This window comes from Paenibacillus montanisoli (genome assembly GCF_003268025.1).
Lineage (GTDB): Bacteria > Bacillota > Bacilli > Paenibacillales > Paenibacillaceae > Paenibacillus_Z > Paenibacillus_Z montanisoli.
In genome coordinates this window covers 1,247,720-1,266,852 of the sequence record NZ_QLUW01000001.1, presented here as the reverse complement: position 1 = coordinate 1,266,852, position 19,133 = coordinate 1,247,720, and the positions used below count along the sequence as shown (strand labels likewise).

The 19,133-nt window shown below is 51.1% G+C and carries 18 protein-coding genes; 7 read left to right on the top strand and 11 right to left on the bottom strand.

Annotated features, from left to right (window positions below; all coding sequences use genetic code 11):
• Positions 1 to 20 precede the first annotated feature (20 nt).
• The 6 genes from DL346_RS05565 to DL346_RS05540 form a co-directional block, all read right to left on the bottom strand.
• A complete protein-coding gene (locus tag DL346_RS05565) occupies positions 21 to 335 on the bottom strand; it encodes an L-rhamnose mutarotase (protein ID WP_165822381.1) in 315 nt (104 codons plus the stop codon).
• Positions 328 to 1,356, bottom strand: coding sequence for a Gfo/Idh/MocA family protein (locus tag DL346_RS05560; RefSeq protein ID WP_165822380.1), 1,029 nt, complete (start codon positions 1,354 to 1,356; stop codon positions 328 to 330). The genes DL346_RS05565 and DL346_RS05560 overlap by 8 nt, the downstream gene beginning before the upstream one ends.
• 17 nt (positions 1,357 to 1,373) lie before the next feature.
• Complete coding sequence (aldA, locus tag DL346_RS05555) at positions 1,374 to 2,828, bottom strand: aldehyde dehydrogenase (RefSeq protein WP_112881045.1); 1,455 nt, start codon at positions 2,826 to 2,828, stop codon at positions 1,374 to 1,376.
• Positions 2,829 to 2,965: 137 nt separating this feature from the next.
• Positions 2,966 to 3,700, bottom strand: coding sequence for a FadR/GntR family transcriptional regulator (locus DL346_RS05550; RefSeq protein WP_112881044.1), 735 nt, complete (start codon positions 3,698 to 3,700; stop codon positions 2,966 to 2,968).
• A 314-nt stretch (positions 3,701 to 4,014) separates the two neighbouring features.
• The gene (locus DL346_RS05545) at positions 4,015 to 4,800 is read right to left on the bottom strand and encodes an HpcH/HpaI aldolase family protein (RefSeq protein WP_112881043.1); all 786 of its coding nucleotides are present in this window, start codon (positions 4,798 to 4,800) and stop codon (positions 4,015 to 4,017) included.
• Positions 4,801 to 4,949: 149 nt separating this feature from the next.
• Complete coding sequence (locus DL346_RS05540; RefSeq protein WP_112881042.1) at positions 4,950 to 5,867, bottom strand: DMT family transporter; 918 nt, start codon at positions 5,865 to 5,867, stop codon at positions 4,950 to 4,952.
• Positions 5,868 to 6,053: 186 nt separating this feature from the next.
• Here DL346_RS05540 and DL346_RS05535 point away from each other — a divergent pair, with 186 nt between their 5' ends.
• From DL346_RS05535 to DL346_RS05510, 6 genes are all read left to right on the top strand, one after another.
• Positions 6,054 to 6,422 carry a hypothetical protein gene (locus tag DL346_RS05535; RefSeq protein ID WP_112881041.1) on the top strand — a complete coding sequence of 123 codons (369 nt, stop codon included), beginning with the start codon at positions 6,054 to 6,056 and terminating at the stop codon, positions 6,420 to 6,422.
• A complete protein-coding gene (locus DL346_RS05530; protein WP_112881040.1) occupies positions 6,416 to 7,306 on the top strand; it encodes a phytanoyl-CoA dioxygenase family protein in 891 nt (296 codons plus the stop codon). The genes DL346_RS05535 and DL346_RS05530 overlap by 7 nt, the downstream gene beginning before the upstream one ends.
• A 69-nt stretch (positions 7,307 to 7,375) precedes the next feature.
• Positions 7,376 to 8,158: an SDR family NAD(P)-dependent oxidoreductase gene (locus tag DL346_RS05525; protein WP_112881039.1), complete on the top strand. Its 783-nt coding sequence runs from the start codon at positions 7,376 to 7,378 to the stop codon at positions 8,156 to 8,158.
• Positions 8,159 to 8,188: 30 nt separating this feature from the next.
• Positions 8,189 to 8,980: an SDR family NAD(P)-dependent oxidoreductase gene (locus DL346_RS05520; protein ID WP_112881038.1), complete on the top strand. Its 792-nt coding sequence runs from the start codon at positions 8,189 to 8,191 to the stop codon at positions 8,978 to 8,980.
• A gap of 40 nt (positions 8,981 to 9,020) precedes the next feature.
• Positions 9,021 to 10,406, top strand: a complete 1,386-nt coding sequence (locus DL346_RS05515) for a mandelate racemase/muconate lactonizing enzyme family protein (RefSeq protein WP_206098473.1) — start codon at positions 9,021 to 9,023, stop codon at positions 10,404 to 10,406.
• 49 nt (positions 10,407 to 10,455) lie between these two features.
• Entirely contained in the window at positions 10,456 to 11,373 is a 918-nt protein-coding gene (locus tag DL346_RS05510) for an RraA family protein (protein ID WP_112881037.1), read from the top strand.
• A gap of 307 nt (positions 11,374 to 11,680) precedes the next feature.
• On the opposite strand, the gene DL346_RS05505 is transcribed toward DL346_RS05510, so the two are convergent.
• The 5 genes from DL346_RS05505 to DL346_RS05485 are packed head-to-tail and all read right to left on the bottom strand — an operon-like array spanning position 11,681 to position 17,561.
• Complete coding sequence (locus DL346_RS05505) at positions 11,681 to 12,574, bottom strand: phytanoyl-CoA dioxygenase family protein (RefSeq protein ID WP_112881036.1); 894 nt, start codon at positions 12,572 to 12,574, stop codon at positions 11,681 to 11,683.
• Complete coding sequence (locus DL346_RS05500; RefSeq protein WP_112881035.1) at positions 12,571 to 12,948, bottom strand: hypothetical protein; 378 nt, start codon at positions 12,946 to 12,948, stop codon at positions 12,571 to 12,573. The genes DL346_RS05505 and DL346_RS05500 overlap by 4 nt, the downstream gene beginning before the upstream one ends.
• Before the next feature lie 16 nt (positions 12,949 to 12,964).
• Positions 12,965 to 14,587 carry a glycoside hydrolase family 140 protein gene (locus DL346_RS05495; RefSeq protein ID WP_112881034.1) on the bottom strand — a complete coding sequence of 541 codons (1,623 nt, stop codon included), beginning with the start codon at positions 14,585 to 14,587 and terminating at the stop codon, positions 12,965 to 12,967.
• A 28-nt stretch (positions 14,588 to 14,615) separates the two neighbouring features.
• A complete protein-coding gene (locus DL346_RS05490; protein ID WP_112881033.1) occupies positions 14,616 to 16,748 on the bottom strand; it encodes a glycoside hydrolase family 52 protein in 2,133 nt (710 codons plus the stop codon).
• A gap of 33 nt (positions 16,749 to 16,781) precedes the next feature.
• The gene (locus tag DL346_RS05485; RefSeq protein WP_112881032.1) at positions 16,782 to 17,561 is read right to left on the bottom strand and encodes a phytanoyl-CoA dioxygenase family protein; all 780 of its coding nucleotides are present in this window, start codon (positions 17,559 to 17,561) and stop codon (positions 16,782 to 16,784) included.
• Positions 17,562 to 17,734: 173 nt separating this feature from the next.
• Between DL346_RS05485 and DL346_RS05480 the strand changes: the two genes are divergently transcribed.
• Entirely contained in the window at positions 17,735 to 19,099 is a 1,365-nt protein-coding gene (locus DL346_RS05480) for a C1 family peptidase (protein ID WP_112881031.1), read from the top strand.
• Positions 19,100 to 19,133: the final 34 nt, after the last annotated feature.

The following is a 19,133-nucleotide window of genomic DNA, read 5'->3' as shown; positions in this document are numbered from 1 at the left end:
CCATCATCCGCCTTCCCGTATCAATCCATTCTGAAAACGACATTGTCGATGACTTCCATTTCCCCTTGCGTCACATCGGTGATGAGAATCTCGGACATATACTTCTCCCAGCGCTGCGTCTCGGGGTCTGCTTGAAATTTCGCCCATGCGGTGCGGAAATCGCCATCGTTATCGATCGTCGCGTAAAGCTGGTTGCCTTTCATGAACGTAATAAAGTTGCTGAACCCCGCATTTTTCAACGCTTGAACGACACCCGGCCAAACCTGCTTGTGACGTTCGACGTACTCGGCCTCGGTACCAGGCCTGCATTGGTACATAAAAAAGTATTTAGCCAATGGGATCGCTCCTTCTGCCGCTCTCATAAGCGGTCTCTATGATTCGCATCACGTTCAAATATCGCCTTCCCGACGTTTCCGGTTCCCGGCTTTCGGACAAGGCCTCGATCATATGCCGGTGCAGCCGGTTGTGGCTAAGCTGCAGATTGTGCGGCTCGTACTCAATCCGCCTAACCGTTCGGTCTGCATCGATTAGCTCCATGACTCCGTCCGCGGTCAGCCTGAGTCCGGCTTCACTGCCTTCGATCCACACGTATTCCATCAGATTCTCGCCTGCCGGCTGCTCGAACGAGCTGCCCGCAAACTCGCGGGACGCCCATCCCGCCTCCAGCATCCCGGTCATTCCTTCGTGATGGAAGAGCAGCACGGCGAGATCGTCTCCGATAATGTGAGGAGATACCCGCGTATAGAACGCATTCATCGCCTTCGGATCACCGAACAAATACCGGTAAGCGTCGATCCAGTGCGGCGCCATTTCATACAGCATCAGGCGTTCCATCCCTCTGAAGTAAGGCTGCGTCATCTTGGCCGGATCGCCGAAGGTCGGCGTGAAGAACCATTTCGCCACGATTTTCGCGAAATTGATCGCGCCAAGCGCGCCGCTATCCGCGATTTCTTTGAGCTTTCGGTAGTGCGAATGCCAACGCCAGCCCTCCGCTATCATCAGCGTGACGCCGGCCTCTTCGCAGATCCGCACCATCTCTTCGCATTCCGCAAGCGTCGGTGCGAAAGGCTTCTGGCACAATACGTGCTTTCCTCTCATCGCGGCCTTGGAGACGAGCTCGAGATGGGAGTCGGGACGGGTCACGATATCGATGACATCGATGTCGACGAGGTTCATCGCTTCCTCCAGGTCGGTAAACAGCTGTTCAGGCCTATAGCCGTACATGTCCGCCTTCGCTTTCAGCTTCGCTGAATCGAGGTCGACGATCGCGGAGATGTTCACGCCGGGAACGGACTGCCATCCCCGGAAATGAACGTCCGACCAATAACCTAACCCGACGATACAAACATTCCACACTTTGCCCACGCCTTCACCTATTTCTTATTAAGATCGTATTGGATATACACCATATGGGTTTGCAAATATTCCTCCAACCCGTGCTTGCCGTCCGCACCACCGATCCCGGACTTGCGCCAACCGGCGTGAAAGCCCTGCATCGCCTCGAAATTCTCGCGGTTCACGTACGTTTCTCCGAATTTCAGTTCATTGCTGGCCCGCATTATGACGTCGATGCTGCGGGAGTAAATCGAGGAGGTCAGGCCATATTCGGTTTCGTTCGCGAGCTCGATCGCTTCGTCCAGATTCTTGAACGTGACGACCGGAATGACAGGGCCGAACGTTTCCTTCTTGATAATGTCCATATCTTGCGTCACATTCACGAGTACCGTCGGCTCGTAATAAGCTCCTTCCGGGCGGTCGGCCCTGCGTCCGCCTGTCACGACTTTCGCGCCCGCTTCGACCGCGCTGGCGACAAGCCGCTCCACTTTCGCGAGCCCTTGCGCGTTGATCAGCGGCCCGTAGTCCACATCCGGCTCAGTGAGCGGATTGCCGAATTTAGCGCGCTGCATGGCTGCCGTCAGCTTCGCTACGAATTGTTCGGCCACCGCTTCATGCACGTATACGCGCTCCGCGCAGTTGCACACTTGGCCGGAATTAATGATTCGGGAATCTTTGATGCTTTCCGCCGCAAGATCGAGATCCGCGTCGTCCATGACGATGGCAGGCGCCTTGCCGCCGAGCTCAAGCGATACTTTCGTAATATTTTTGGCAGCCGCCGCCATAATTTTGGAACCGGTTTCAACACTGCCAGTAAAGGAAATCATGCCGATCTTCGGATTCGCCGATAGCTCCTGGCCGACAGTTTCGCCTTTGCCTGATACAAGATTGAAGACCCCTGCCGGCAGGTCGGTTTCAGCAACGAGCTTCGCAAATTCGAATGCGTTGTTCGGCGTTTCCTCGCTCGGCTTAATCACGATGGTGTTGCCCGTGATAAGTGCCGGAGCCATCTTGCGGGCGATCAGGAAGAATGGGAAGTTCCATGGCAGGATGCCGCCGATGACGCCGATCGGTTGTTTGAACATGAGAATGTTTTCGTTCGGACGATCGCTCTGCAGAATCTCTCCCTCGTACCGGCGCGCCCACTCCGCCATGTAGTCGATGTAATCGGCTGTGAAATTAACCTCGACTTCGGCGAGACCTAAGGTCTTGCCTTGTTCAGCCGAAATCGTCCGTGCGAGAAAGTTCACGTTTTCCCGGATTTTCTGAGATATTTTGCGCAAATGGCCGGCACGTTGGATCGCGGGCGTCTTGGCCCAAGACTTCTGGGCGCGCTCCGCCGCGTTAACAGCAGACCGAACATTAGCCGATGTGCATTCTGGAATTTGCGAAAGCGCTTCCCCCGTAGACGGATTAATGACCGATATATAGTCCCACGATGAAGATGAAACAAATTGACCATCAATAAACGGTTGATATTTAACAGCCGACATGCCTTCTCCTCCTTTTTAGTCTTAACATCTGACCATATGATATTATTTAAGATACTGCCTTAAGTTTCCTATTGTCAATGCAAAAATTAAAAACAAAACGGTTGAGAAAGAGCAATTCTCCTCTCAACCGTTGAATGTCATTCCTGCTGTGAATTAACTTGCTTCAATTCCTTATCACGCACTTCGAGCAGCAGGGCACTAACGGATTCCAAATGCTCGGTCATCGCTTGGCCGGCAGCAGCCGGATCCTTGGATGCAACTGCCTGGTATATGCGCTCATGCTGAGAAACCGCCAGCTTCTTTGACGATTCCGTCTGTATGACTTTCATAATCCAAGTGGCGGTAATATCATGCAGAATATGCAAAACATGAATTAGGAATGAGTTTTTTGCCATGTTGCCCAGCTGTATGTGAAATTGCAAATCCCCTTGCGTAAACTGAACGTTGTTCTCGGCGGTTCTCATCAATTCGAGGCAGTCGTGGAGCTCTTTCAACTCCTCTTCCGTGCTTTTCCATGCTGCCAATTCCGCCAGATCGGTCTCAATCTTGATGCGTGCTTCGATTAATTCCACGATGTTGTCGAAAGAGATTTTCGAGACGAGAGCCAATTGTTTCGTAAAAAAACCGCCCATCGTTGCAGATACGAACGTCCCCTCCGGCACGCGCACTTCGATCAGGCCCAGCGCTGCTAAAGCCTTGATCGCTTCGCGAAGCGAACTGCGGCCTGCGCCGAACATTTCCATAAGCTGAAACTCCGTCGGCAGCTTCTCCCCAGGCGCAAGCGTTCCGTTCATAATGAGTTCGATCAACTGCTGCAAAATGTTCTGGGCAACCGTCTTTCTCTCCACTTGCGTCACTTTGTTCCGTATCATAGTCTAAATACCTCCAACAGCTTCAGTATGATTTTCTAGTAATCTATCAATACTTTCCAACGTTCCGGCTTCCGCCTTCCAAATGAGGAACACTCAATGGTTACATGTATCGTAACCACAGCGGGAACTGTCGCCTATAAATGTTCCCGAACATTCGCTAAAGCAGCGCTTAATACTTCCGTTTTTTTCCATCTAAAGAGATGAGGTGTCCCGCCTAAAACCCTCTCAAGCGGAGATACCGTGTGACTAACATCATTTTATCAAATGGTCTGACGTTTGCATACAGAAATTTCCGGTCTGATGAAGCGGACAACCTAATCAGGTTGTCCGCCGGGTATCGAAGCTTGAATAGTAGTCAACCCCCGCTTTAAAGCATCCCTAAGCAGCCAAACATCGGCAGAATAGGAAAATAATCTTGCCCCGAAAGAATACCAGAAGTCCACATCGGTTTCATTGCAAACGATGCCGAAGGTCTTTCCCGCTTTCTCGCAAGCCCTTGAAATGTGAAGCACCGCCTCGCGAAATAGCGGATGGTCGTAATCACCCGGAATCCCTAACGAATGCGCCAGATCGAGGGGTCCGAGCCACAATGCGTCAATTTCGCTCAAACCGGCGATCTCTTCGGCTGCTTCGACCCCCGCCTTTGACTCGATTAAGGGCAGAAGAATGACGGAATCGTTGAGCATTTTCATTTTTTCCGGCACGGAACCATACTCGTACCTGTCATGCGCCAGTCCGAAAGCGCTTCCCCTCAGACCGATCGGACTGTATTTGGCATAAGTGATGACGGAAATCATTTGCTCTACTGATTCCACCATCGGAACAAGTATGCCTTGCGCGCCGATATCCAGCACTCGGGATACAAAATGGCGCTCCGAATTTGGCACGCGAACGATAGGAACAATACCTTCCGATCGACAGATCGTAAGCAAAGGTTTAAGCCTGTCCAAAGAAACGGAGGAATGCTCCATATCCCAAACGATAAAGTCGGCCCCCGCTTGCTTTACGATAAGCGGAACGCCGGATTCGAAAAATTCAAAAACAAACGTGCCGTAAGCCGGCATCCTTTTACGCATTTTCTCTTTAAGTGTCTCCGACATTACCGATCCCTCACCCTGTATATGTGTGCATCTCGATTCTCGCTGTTCTTTTTATTTTAGCATACACAATCGAACACTAAAACCGATGAGGGGATCGCAATCGCAACCTTTTTCGCACGCGCGAGAGATCGCGCTGCATGTGCCAGTTTTTACGCCTTGGCGTCTTTCTTGTGAATAACAGTCGCTGCTTTCTCGGTATTGATCCAAATTAAGCCGAAGCAAATAATGAATGCGCCGATAAGCTGCAGCGTTCCGCTCGGCTCCCGGTAGATAAGAAACCCGACAATTGCCGCTGCCATGGGAGTAATATAGCGGAAAAAGCTGGCCTTGGTCGCACCGAGTTTTTTCATGCAAATATTCCAGATTACGAATGATAGGACCGTACAGAGCAGCACATTATAAATCAATGCCGCATAGACAGGTGCGGCAAGCTCTGCCCAATTTACTTTCTCCCACGAGCTCCATGTAAAAGGAATCATGAATATCGTGCCGAATAAGATGAACCATGACGTCATTCGAAGCGCTGAATATTTCCTCATAAGCGACATCGAAAACAAGGAATACAAGGCGCCTACGATGCTTACATTCAAGGCCAGCATGTTTCCGAGCATATAATGGGAGTTTAGGTCGAAGCTTCCATGGCCTCCCAAAATAATGAGGCATACTCCCGTAATAGCCGCTCCGCCTCCAACCAATAAGCGGGCGGTCATCGTTTCGTTCGCAAACAGCGAGAAAAGCGCTACAAAAATCGGCAAAGGCGCTGTTGAGAGCAAGGAGGCATTGGTCAGCGTCGTATATTTGATGGCATTGATCGAGGAGAACTCCAAGATGGTAACGCCAAGCAACCCGGCTAACGCGATTTTCCCTGCATCCCTTGCTTCGATCTTCACATTGCCTTCCCGCAGTTTTAACAAAATGAAAAATAGAGGGAGTGCGATAACAAAGCGTATGAACGTATATAAGACAGGATCAAGCGACTCCAGTACATATCTTGTAAATGCGTAGTTGGATCCCCATATGGCGGAGACGGCTACTAAACCAGCGTAATAGATCCAGTTCCCTTTCATGTCCGCCTCCCGCATGACATAAGCTACTGAAGTAGACCATCCCATTTCCCGCTCATTGCATTTTACACATTAATGTAAAACGCCTTCGTTGCGTTGTCAACAGTAAACATTTTTCTTGAACTCTGGAAAAATATAGGTTAGCATAGTAAATATCATAACGTCTGATCATCTGAAGGAGGTGAATCTGTGAAACTATCGATTACTTCCATCCAAGAACGATGCCTGCTGAAGCTGCGCAACGGAGAACTGACCGAACAAGAGCTGGCGGAAGCGTTCACTGCTGGAAGGAATACGAGACAAAAGCTATTATTTCTAGTCGCGGTCGGCTCGGCGGTTAGCGCAACCATCCAATCCATGTCTCTATATGAGAACGGCGTCATTTCCGACGGTCCGGCCGATCCGGCCGAATGGCCCTATCAAACCGTTTCCGATGCGATTCTTGACGGCTGGCGGGTCGTTCAATTTCCGATCTCTTTCCCGCTCCCTCAAGATGGAAAATTGAGATATATCCCTTGCGAATTTGTTCTCGAAAAAATCGAGGAGGTCGTATGTTGAACGATATCCAGCCTTCGCTCACCGACCAGGAAATCATTGATTTTTGCGTAAACGGATACATCATGCTGGAAGGCGTCATTCCCGACGAGACCAACCGGCGAACGTTTGACTATTTGAATGAGCATCCGTCCTCTATCGTGAACTCCATTCTGGATGAGAGCTTCTTTGTCAACGAGGTTCTGTTGAATCCGGCGGTTGCGGGCGCCGTCCGTTCCCTCTTGGGCAAAAATTTCGGGTTGCCGCATCTGATGGTTAACCACCGGGCCGAAGGGGCAAGGAAAATCACGAACGGCTGGCATATGGATGCCGGATCGATAAGCAGCCCGCCGTCTCTGTTCACGCTCCAGGTGTTTTATTATCCCCAAGATACGCCGATGGCCATGGGGCCTACGGCACTCCTGCCGGGAACGCATCTCATTCCGCTTCCGACGAATTGGATGTGTCACTTCGGCAACTTCCGCAATCAAATTTTCACGGCCATGCCTGCCGGTTCGGTATTCATCACCGCCTATCCGATCTGGCATCGCGCGACGGACAAACCAGCGGCCGCTACTCGCAATTTGCTGAAATATAATTATTGGCGCACGGTGCCTCCTGAGAGGGATTGGGTGATAGACCCTAATTTCGATCCGCACACGGCGAATTACAAAGGCAAGAATACCGGCTGGTATACGTTCAACTCCCCCATTCCCGTCAGCCTGGAACCATCCTGGGCGGTAGCGGAAATGTATTATTGGCTGTGCGGCAAGCTCGATGAGTTTAAGTTGAGCGGCGGTCAAGGCTTTCCTCTGGAGAGTAATAGAGGGGATCGGGCATTCACGCACGATATGGTGGAAGCTTCGTTCCGTCTGCACAAGGAAATGAAAGATTATAAGCCGTTGTAACCGGTTGGCGGATCGGAACCGATTTGCGATCCGATCACTGCTATTACTCTCAAAGGGAGGGCGTGAGCTGTGAAATTAAAAAATAAAGTCGTTTTTATTACAGACGCCGACAGCCTCTCAGGAAAAGCGATCATAAACCGTCTGGCAGCCGAAGGCGCTCATTTCATTCTCAACACCTCCGCCGCCGGCTCGGAGAATCAAACGAATCCGGCGAGCTTAGAAACCGGCGAGTCGAAAGCCGTTATCGTGCAAGTGGATCTTTGCAAAAGCTCGGAGGTCGTTCCGATGCTGGAGGAAGCGGAGCGGCAATTAGGCCCGATCGACATTCTCGTCCACAACAGCGACGTCGTAAAGCCTGCCCTCATCGAAACATGCGAGGAGCAATTGTTCAACGAAATCATGGATGCCAACGCCAAGTCCGCGTTTATCTGCACGCAGGCGGCCGGGAAACTCATGGCGGCAAGACAATCGGGGAAGGTCGTATATGTCAGCTCCATTCACGACAGTAAACCGACGGGTTCCTCATTTGCTTACAGCGCGTCCAAAGGCGCGGTTGCTCTGCTCGCCCGCGAAGCGGCGCTTGTTCTGGGCCGTCACGGCATCAACGTCAATCTGATTCAAATGGGGCCTGTCGAAGGCGATAACGAACGATTCAAAAGCGACATTTCCGCCCTTTACGACTCCTATCAGTACAAAGTCCCTAATGCCGTTCTCGGCACCCATGATGATTTAGGCAATCTTGTCCTCTTCCTATGCTCCGACGAAGCAAGGTATGTAAACGGCGCCAACATCCGGTTTGACGGCGGCTTCCTGCTCCATTATCTGGATTTCAGAATGAAAAAACCACAATAGTGCGACAGCCTTAAAGGAGGTGATGGAACAATGAATCTTGCCGGTAAAATCGCCTTGGTTACCGGATCGGGCAAAGGACTCGGCAAAGGGATCGCCATCGAGCTTGCAAGACGCGGAGCCCGCATTGCCGTTCATTATAATGCCAGCGATGCAGGAGCAATTCACACGAAGCAGCAAATCGAAGATTTAGGCGGCGAAGCGATTATCGTGAAGGCCAATGTGGCAGTGAAGAGCGATATCGACCATCTCATTCGAGAGGTAGCCGGCCATTACGGCGGAATCGATATTCTTGTCAATAATGCCGCCTTGCAGCTTAACTTCGGATTTTTTGATCATAACGAAGACACCTACGACCGGATTATGCGCACCAACGCCAAAGGGTACTGGCAGTGCATGCAAGCCGTCATCCCTTACATGAAGAGGAAGCAATCCGGAAGAATTATTAACGTTTCCTCCGTCCACGGAAAAAGACCGACCGACTTCGATGTCGTCTACGCGATGTCGAAGGGCGCGATCACCATGCTTGGAAGAGAAGCCGCGATCGAGCTTGCCAAGTATGGTATCACCGTGAATACGGTCGAACCTGGCGCCATTGATGTCGGGAAGCCCGGAACAAGCGAAACGCGATCGATTATCACCCCTGAAGAAGCGGAAAAGCTGGAGCGCGAGAGAAAGCCCGATGATTTTATTAAAAGATTTCCGCTCGGCCGGGTTGGCATGCCGGCGGATGTCGCTGCCATGATTTGTTACCTCGCATCCGAAGAAGCTGAATATATTACGGGCGCCTCCATTCGGATCGACGGCGCGAGCATGCTGATGTAGAAGATCTTCATCCATTTTTCCTATATGAGGAGTGTTTTACATGTCCATGACTGAACAGTACGATTCCGTTTTAGCCCATGTCAAAACGCATTCGAATCCTTCCGAGCTTAGAATTACCGATATCCGTTTCGCCGATATTGCCGGCGCTCCAATGCACTGCATGTTAATTAAGGTCTATACGAATCAAGGCTTGGTCGGATTCGGCGAAGTGCGCGACATGGGCGAGAAAATTTTCGCGCAAATGCTGAAAAGCCGTCTGATCGGCGAAAACCCATGCCACATCGACAAGCTGTTCCGTCGGATCAAGCAATTCGGCGGCCATGCACGGCAAGGCGGCGGCGTGAGCGGTCTCGAGATCGCGCTGTGGGATCTGGCCGGCAAAGCCTACAATATTCCGATCTACCAGATGCTGGGCGGCAAGTTCCGCGATAAAATCCGGATGTACTGCGATACGGACGCCATTGACAAAGAGGGCGGCAACGGTATGGGCAAGGCTCTGAAAAAGCGTATGGAGAGCGGCTTTACGTTCCTGAAAATGGACCTCGGGATTCAACAGATTGTTCACGAACCAGGCACGATTAGCGCTCCGCTCGGTTTCATAGAGGAAATGAATGCGCTGACCAACGCTTATTACCACGAAGATACGTCGAAGCTGTCCGAGCTCGAGCTTCGCAATCTGCGCAACCGCGTATACGATATTTACAATATCGCCCATCCTTTTACCGGCATCCACATCACGGAAAAAGGCTTGGACATGCTGGAACAATATGTAGCTGACGTTCGTTCGCACATCGGCTACGAAGTTCCGCTCTGCGTCGACCACTTCGGACATATCGGCGTCGAAGACGCAATCAAGCTCGGACGCAGGATCGAGAAGTTCAATCTGGCATGGCTCGAAGACATGATTCCGTGGCAATACACGGAACAATACAAACGATTGGCGAATTCGGTCTCCACTCCGATCTGTACGGGCGAAGATATTTATCTCAAGGAAAATTTCAAGCCTTTGCTCGAAGCGGGCGGCGTATCCATCATTCACCCGGACGTCCTTACTTCCGGCGGCATTTTGGAAACGAAGAAGATTGGCGACATGGCTCAGGAATACGGCGTCGCCATGGCCATCCATATGGCGGAAAGCCCGATCGCTTGCTTGGCCGCCGTTCATGCCGCGGCAGCTACGGAAAACTTCCTGGCGCTTGAATTCCATTCGTTCGATATCCCTTGGTGGGACGATCTTATCATCAGCAAGCTTCCTAAGCCGCTCGTTCAGAACGGATTCATTACCGTACCTGACGCGCCTGGTCTCGGGATCGAAGACCTTAACGACGAAGTCATCGCTCAGCATCTTCACCCTGAAATTCCCGGCTTGTGGGAACCGACCGACACTTGGAACAACTACTGGTCTTCCGACAGACTTTGGAGCTAATTCTTCCAATCTTTCTAATCTTTCAATAATATGAGAAGAGGTGTTCGATATGAAATTCGACAATCCAGAAGACATTATCCAGCTTACCCCGCTTTGGGAGGGGGAGCGGTTCTCCAATGGCCGCCCGAAAGTATCTGACAATCTTCTCCGCCGCATACGCAACATTACGCTGGAAGAAGCCTGGGGACCTTTATGGGAGCAAGGTTATACCAATCAATTCGAAGGCGATTTCAAAATTATTCACCCGGATAAGGTCATGGTAGGCCGCGCGGTTACCGCCGTGTTAGTGCCTAAACGCCCCGACCTGAACGATACGTTGATGCAATACGGAATCGAACAGGAAGGCAGAAAAGGCTTCTTCAATCAATGGGTCATCGATTCCTTGGTGGAAGACGATGTCGTTGTCGTCGATTTGTTCGATAAAATATTCCAAGGCACTTATGTTGGAGGCAACCTCTCCACTGCCATAGCCTCACGCACAAAAAGAGGCGGAGCGGTCATATGGGGAGGCATCCGGGACAACCAGCAGATTGTGGAAATCGAGAACGAGAACTTTAACGTATTCTACCGCGGCAGCGATCCTACCGGTATCGCCGACGTAACGATGGTCGGCATGAATGTCCCTACCCGGATCGGCCGGGCGATCTGCCTGCCAGGCGACGTTGTACTCGCCACGCCGGCTGGCGTTGTCTTCATCCCGCCTCACTTGGTTGAGTCTACCGTCGTGAATGCGGAGAAATCCCATGTACGGGATATGTTCGGTTTCATCCGATTGAAGCAAGGCGTATATACAACGGCGGACATCGATATGGCCTGGACGACTGCGCTATGGTCGGACTTCATCAATTGGTTCGAGAACGATGAGGCGGCCGCCGAATTCCGGCATTTGGACTGGACGGCCGAACTCGAAGCCGCAAGAAAATTGGAAGATAACGGTGGTCCAGCTTCGGACGCCGTTCGATTGTAGAAAAAAGGGGCTGTCTCAAAAGCGGGACAGCCTCAGACAAAGCCAAAGCCCCTTTCCGGGGCTTTGGCTTTGTCTGTTGCATGCCTAAAGAAACTTAGACCAAGGCTTACATCAAACAACGACAAGATCGACTTAACCACCCTGCTTGGACAGGTAGTTGGCGATCTTCTTTAGCATAAGTATAGTCTGTGCAAAGTGCAACGTGCACAGTGCCAACGTGCATTTTTCCGCCAAACACAAAAAAGAAACCAAGGCATCCCATCAATGGCCTTGGTTTCTCAACAGCCTCATTAGTTGCGGTAATAGGTTAAGGCCGCTTGTAATCCTTCATCTCGATTGCCAGATTGTTGTAGGTATTGACCAATTTGCGGGTATAATCCGGATCATAGCCCTTTTCCGTTTCGAGCGGCCAGCCTTGAGCGCCAACCAGTCTGTATTGGTCCAACGTGCCGCTCAGCCAATTAAACATCTCGGCGGCAACGTTTACCGGCTCAATACTGACACGCGGCTGGGAGAATACGGTATAGCCCCTGCGTCCATCCCCTCCCTTATAGTCCGCGGTAATGGGATCGAAGTTAGGATCGGTAATCCAATCCCGCGTAGGAGGCACCGTGCGCCAATAGTTATATTTTAATAGATTGCGGGTAGCGGTTGATGTTTTCGTCGTTGCCCGGTGCCAGATCGGATAAGCGGTAATCAGCACGGAACCGGCAGGGGCAACGGTAAGAAACTGGTTTCTGAAATTTCCGTAATGGGCCATATAAGCCGTATCGTAATTGATCAGGTGACTGCCGGGCAGAAAGGCGGTCGGTCCCATATCCAGCGTGACGTCCTGCGGCAAATAAAACACTTGCAAATAATTTACGGTAGGCGGACTGATGATCGCGCCTGCGTCCCAATGCCAGCCGCCTAACGATTCCCGCGGTTTTACGGATCGATGATTGCTCATGAGGTGAGGCAGCATGAAATTCTCTCCCAGGAGCGAACGCACCGCTCCCGCCACCGTTTCGTTCAACAGAACGCCGTCAATGAAAAAGGGCTGCTTCAAGATTTCGCTTGGTTCACCGGAATCGTGCTCCTCCAAATAAGCGTACACTTGGCGATTGATTTCCTCCGGAATTACGCCTTCATACATGATATAGCCGTTTAAGCAAAATTGGATGACATCTTCATCCGTCAAGGTCGGCTTAATGGGCCTCATGGGTACACCTCCACGATCTTCTCTAATACGAATTCACAAGGAACGAATCGCTGCTTTTGGTCCAGGAAAATGGCAGGAGGCGTCGGAAATTGGATCAAGCGCCAGCCGTCGTCTATGGCATCGGAAACCTTTTGGTAGGGCCATTCCTTCGAATCGACCGGTCCGTCCGACAAGACGCCGTTCTCGTACATGAACATGCTGTGAACTGTCGAATACAGCGACGTCGAGCCTGCGAGCAATACCAGAATGCTTTGCTTTATTTTTTTTTCAGAGATTATTTCCTTGAAAGCCTCTCGTAACGATTCGCTGGTGAGCTCTCCCCGCTCCAGCTTGGTTATGCACGTTTCGAGCACTCTATCGAAAGCGGAATTCATAGTTCACTCTCCTCTGCTAACTCATATTTTCTCGCTGCAATACAAGAAGCCAATCGTGAAACGTCTTCGGAGCGGGCGACTTCCAGTCTTTGTTCGCTCCGGGTATGACTTCTCCCAAGTCAAACTCTTCGCCGGTTTCCGGATCGATGTGATACGCCCGATACTTTACATCGTCCTCTAACCCAAGGATGACGAATCCTTCAAATACGCAGCCGCCCAGGCACGGCAAGAAAACAACTCTGGTCTGTCCGGGAATTCCGGCGGCGGAAGGTCGGGAATTATTGCGGCCAGGATGGTTAATCCACTCTGGATGCGGCTCAAACTCCCACCAGCGAAACTTCTCGACGATTTTCTTGCCAATACCGACCTGGAAGGAACCCTTATAGCGATAAGCGTCCTCCCATAGCGCATTCCCCCAAGTCAAGCCGTGCGGAGAAGCCCCGTAAAGCTGCTTTCTCGCGTTCATCTGCCATATCCCCATCGCGCCATAGGTGTGGCCGCAAGCTCCATTTAGGAGACAGGTCCAAAATAAATACCGCTGCGTATCCTCCAGATTTGTTCCTCCGGAACCTTCGTAACAGACTTCGCCGTTAATGACCGGCAATTTCGGCTGCCTCCGCACGGATTCTCTGATCATTTCTACCGTATTGTCATATTCGTGGTAGCCCCAATGTCCGGTTTGCAGCATGTCCAGATCCAGAAGCTCGGCTTCGTCGATCATATCGTGTCCGAAATTTGTCGGATGGATGGTGACAGGACGGGCAAATGAATCATTGTCCTTAATATAGCGGGTTACCTCGGTCCATTCGCGGCGGATATACTTGATGTATTTCTCCCGTTTCTCGAGGTCATAATGAGCCTCGTGTTTATAAAAAGGCATCACGGCTTCCCCGGCAACGCACCAGACGACGTTATAGGCGCCGTATCGGGCCAATAAATAGTCCCAATGTTTTGTAATGGCCTCTTTTCCCGCATAATCAAGATAATAACCCCAACAGCCCACGATACATGGGACAAGACCTGATTCTACGAGCCATGCGATCTTGTTGTCGGCATGGTCAAAGTACGCGGGATTAATGCAGGTGAAGTCGTCGTTCCAAGCAAGGCCCGCTTCATTCGCCCCTCTGTCATCCAGGGGATCCATGTCCGGAAACAAGCCTGCAACGAGCTGCACGACGGTAAATCCTTTGTCAACACGGTCCTGGGTCAAAAGCTTGACGTCATCCGGCCATTCCAGCCGTTTCGTAAGTCCCATCCACCAGGTGTCGGCCAACCAGAAAAACGGCGTGCCGTCGTTATGCTCCAGATATCTTTTGTTCGCCGAGCTTCTTAAGGATCCGTGTCTAAATAGAGGATTATTGCCTTCGTATGGAGAAATCCGGAACTCCCCGGTCTGACCATGCAAACCGGAGTCGCTCGGATCGGAACAAACCGTCGTATAGGAATGCTGTCCGATTTGTTCCGAAGAATATCTGATTTTCCACACCTGACCGCCGCCCCAGAAACCGGGTATTCTTCTCTCTTTGCCGTCGGGCGTCATAAAAACGGCATAAAGCTGAATTTCATTGAACGGATCCCGATACTCGTTATTCGCTTGGAGAATAAGCTCGGTTACAACATTCTGACTTGTTCCGGTCATAAATCCTCCCGCACATCATCGTATTTTTTCAATTCAGCCAAAGGATGGCCGTTATCGCTCTCGGATAGTGGAAGCCCCGTCCGAATTCGTAGCCCCAAAAAATTTGATCGATGCCGGGACACTTATGGCAAGGGACCTTCCACCAATGCGCATGCGCCCGGTCGTGAACGATTTGATCGTCGCCGAAATCGATGCCGAGTATATTTCTTGCGACATATTGGCAGACGAAAATTTTACTCATCCAGCTGTTGATGCTTGTGGCGGAGAGTCTCCATCCGTTATCCGAGAATTGGCACAGCTCGGGCTTGAAGACGCCTGTGAAATGCTTCTTTAAGGTATGAATGAAAAAGCCGTACTCCCCTTCGTAAGCAAGCGCTTCGGACATCCCGAACTGGTCGGGGTATACAAGCCCTTCGATCGCCGGAATAATCGCGGACCGGTCCTTGCCGTCAAGAAGCGCCGGAATATAGCCCAGCTGCTCGTCATAGTAGCTGACGATGGTTTTGGCGCATATCATCGCCGCTTCCTTGGCTTCTCTGACGGCCGCCGCATAAATCGGCTGATCGACGGAAGTTAAAAGTCTTTCAATTGCCAGGTAGGAAGCCCAGCACTTCACCGCCAAATAGAGATTCCGCCTTGATTGCCCCAAACTGGCATCGAGCGAATCATACGTGGTGATCTCGGCCGATACCCCGCAGCGGTCCGAATCGAAATCCATAATGCCGTCTCTCTGGGAAGGATCCGGATGGTCCCTATTCAATAACGAGTACAGGCAGTCCGCGATCACTCCTTTTCTTCTTTCCAGCCACTCCTTGTCGCCGAAAGCATGGAAATACACCGCCGCGCTCAGAATCCAGTTGGTTAATTCTTCGTGAGACATGTAAGAGAGACAGCCGTCTTTGTTCGTAAGCTCGTATGCGGAATAGCCGGCCGGCGAAAACGTGTTGAACACGCCCTGGTCATGAGTAAAGGCGATCCCACCCGGGTAAGAGATCGACGGGTCGTCCATGGAGTGGACCGTATCGTAATAGCTGTATTCGTCGACATACGTGTCCAGCTGGTTTTTTACCGCCCAAGGGTTGTATTTCGTTTCGTAAAACAGATGGTCAACGGAAAGGTCGAACGTGTTCATCATCATATAGGTACCTTCGTTAACGACCCATCTCGCGCGGCCTCCATCGTCGAACAGCATGGTGCTGGCATAGTAGCAGTGCATCGCCTGGGCCAGAAGGAATTGCTGCTCTTCGTTTAAATCGCTTTCTTCGAGGCGGCGGTCATGGTTTCGCGCTTCCGCCCATAGCTCGTCGGTTATGCCGACAGCATATTGGAACACCTCGTTGATGCTGGAAAAATAGTTCGTATAATAGTTTTTGCATGTCCTCTCGCCTCTGGTTACAAAGCCGTCATCATACCAGCCCAGCACGAAATCTACCGTAACCGTTTCGCCAGGCGGCACCTCGACAATAAATCCGCCCATCGGAGCAAGTCTGTACAGCTCCGGCCGAACCCTTGAAAATAGCTCTTTCGGACCGAAATCCCCTACCATCGTCACTTTTCCCTCATATTTGGCGGCATCCATGGCAAAGCCGTAGCCGTCCGCCGTAATGATGCCCAGCAGTTCGCTTGGCGAGCGGTCCGCCGCCGAATAGAACCCTCTTAAATCTTTCAGGCCAAAAATGCCGTGTGCCGTTTCCGAACCATCCCTGTTATCGATCGTCAATTTGACCGGGATCGCGGGCACGATCGCTTTCTTGATTTCCGCAGCCGTAGCTTTGCCCGGCTCCGGCACGCCGTCTACGGGCGTTGCGATTTCAAGCTTCATACCGGGGGCGGTCCAGCTGTCGGTCGCAAAGCCGAGCTTCCTGGAAACGACGGACGGATCATATTTTAACAGCAGATTTTCGTACTTCTTGGCTTCCGCGCCTTGATCGTATAATTCCTCCCCGTTCGAATCGGCTTGCTTGAAGAAGGGAAGGCACGTAATCTTATTGCCTTTTTTCACGCCAATGAAGATCTCCTGCTCGGGGATCGTTGCGGTATCATGCAAAAACCCGCCCCCGTCATCCTTTGCTCCGAGCGCAAAAGAAGCGTTGGCTCCTCTAGGACTGTGCATGGTCATGTAGAACTGATCGTGAAACTCCGTTTCTTGCCATCTGTTCATTTTTATTCACCCTTTTCTATTCGTTATCGTGTATTAAATCATATTTAATTCGCGCAGCTTGGTCGTCATCGCTTGAATTCGCGGGCTGTCATGGTTCAGGAACGAACGGCCGTACATTTCGCCGGTCTGGCTGTACTGCATGATCTTGATATTGTGCAAATTGCCTTGATACATGGAAATCACGTTTTCAAGCTGCTTCTCGGTCGCCGGATTTTCGCCGAAATTCATTGTCAGCATGCGTCTTCCCGTTTTGCCTCCGAAAGCGGCGTGCCAAACCCGTTGATTGAACAAGACGACATCGCCAGGATCCGATTCCAGCGGGAAGAACGGAACGTTCCGCGGTTCGGTTTCAAGCTTGTTCTCGAAGAGCGCCGGCGGCAGCATCCGATGAAATTCGGCATGATGCGAGCCGGGAAGGACGCGCAGACAGCCGGTATCCGTACGGACAGGGTCCAAGTAGAAGGCGACTTTGATTCTGTCATAGTCGAAATTCCCGTTATCCGGATGCCAGGTCGTATCCCCCACATACAGATTGCCGTCCGATCCGATCCAAATGAACTGCTTCCCGAGCAGCTGCTCGATCGCTTCATAAATCCGGTCGTCCTTTACCAAATCCGTAAGAACGGGATGTTTTTCTATGCAGCCGAGCACAGCTTGCCGCTTTTCACCCGAAAAGGGCCGGCCCTGCCGATCGGAAGCAAGAACATGATCGAACGCATCGGAAATCGCTTTCATTTCCGATGGGAAAAAAAGACCTTTCATTAATAGATAGCCGAAAGTTCTATAATGTTCGATTTGCGCTTGGGACAGCATCTTATCCCCTCCGTTTGTAATTATTTTGACAGTTTGTATTAAATATCCATTATTGGAATTAAACACCTTGTCAAAAGTATACTTTTTTCTGGAATACTATTCTTTTAGGCGCATTCGGCGATTACACTATTATTGAGGCAACGAACCTACTATGAGAGGATTGAATGTGCACAATGTCTAATGAGAAAGCGATTTCGCAGGAGATGCTTCAAGCATTCAAAACGGACTACCGGAACAATGTTCAGTACCAAGTCTCTCAGAACGCCATTATCAAAAACGGAATTCGAAATGTCGCGATCAATCATCGTTCCTTGATTGATATGAAGTATCATTTCTCGATTGAAATTCCGACCGGCAAGGTGACGCATCAAAAGCAAAGCGGACGTTGCTGGATGTTTGCGGGATTGAACATTTTGCGCGAGATCGTTGCGAAAAGATGCAACTTGCATGATTTCGAAATCTCGCAAAACCATCTCATGTTTTGGGACAAGTTCGAGAAAGCCAATTTCTTTCTAGAGAGCATACTGGAGACAATCGACGAGGACACGGACAGCAGGCTTGTTTCATGGCTGCTTATGGCTCCGGTGCAGGATGGCGGTCAGTGGGATATGTATGTCAGCCTCATCGAGAAATACGGCGTCGTGCCGAAAGAGGTCATGCCGGAAACGTTCCATAGCAGCCAATCCGGCGTCATGAACGCGCTGCTTACGGTCAAGCTAAGGGAGCAAGCGGCGGCTTTGCGGAAGCAGCGCGCTGAAGGCGCCGATCTTTCCGCTCTCGCATCCCAAAAACAACTCATGCTGAACGATATTTACAGGATATTATGTCTGTGTCTCGGCGAACCGCCGGAGCGATTCGATTTCGAATACCGCGATAAAGACAAAGCGTTCACCCGGGACGCCGACCTCACTCCGCAGCAATTCTATCAACAATACATCGGCGTCGATCTAGGAGAGTACGTCAGCGTCATCCATGCGCCTACCAAGGATAAACCGTATGGCAAGTCATATACGGTGCAGTATTTGGGCAACGTGCATAGCGGCAGGCAGGTCAAGTATTTGAACGTCGACATCGGCGTGTTGAAGCAGCTTGCCGTCAACCAGCTTCAGGACGGGGAACCGATCTGGTTCGGATGCGACGTCGGGCAGATGTCCGACCGCGACACGGGTATTATGGATACGGCCCTATACCACTATGAAGCGGCCTTGCATACGGTGCTGCGTCTGACAAAGGAAGAGCGTCTGGATTACCGGGAAAGCGTATTAACCCATGCAATGGTGTTCACCGGGGTTAACCTCGTGAACGGAAAGCCCAACCGCTGGAAGGTTCAGAACAGCTGGGGCTGCGAACCGGGCAAAGACGGCTATTTCATCATGAGCGATGACTGGTTCGAACAGTTCATGTATCAAGTCGTTATCCATAAAAAATATTTATCCCCGGAGCTGGCGCAAGCGTTCGAACAACAGCCGGTCGAGCTGGCGCCTTGGGACCCGATGGGATCGCTGGCCGTTCTGCGCATGCAGCAACCAAACGAATAAATTAAGAAAAAGCTAATGTATGGCGCCTCGCGCG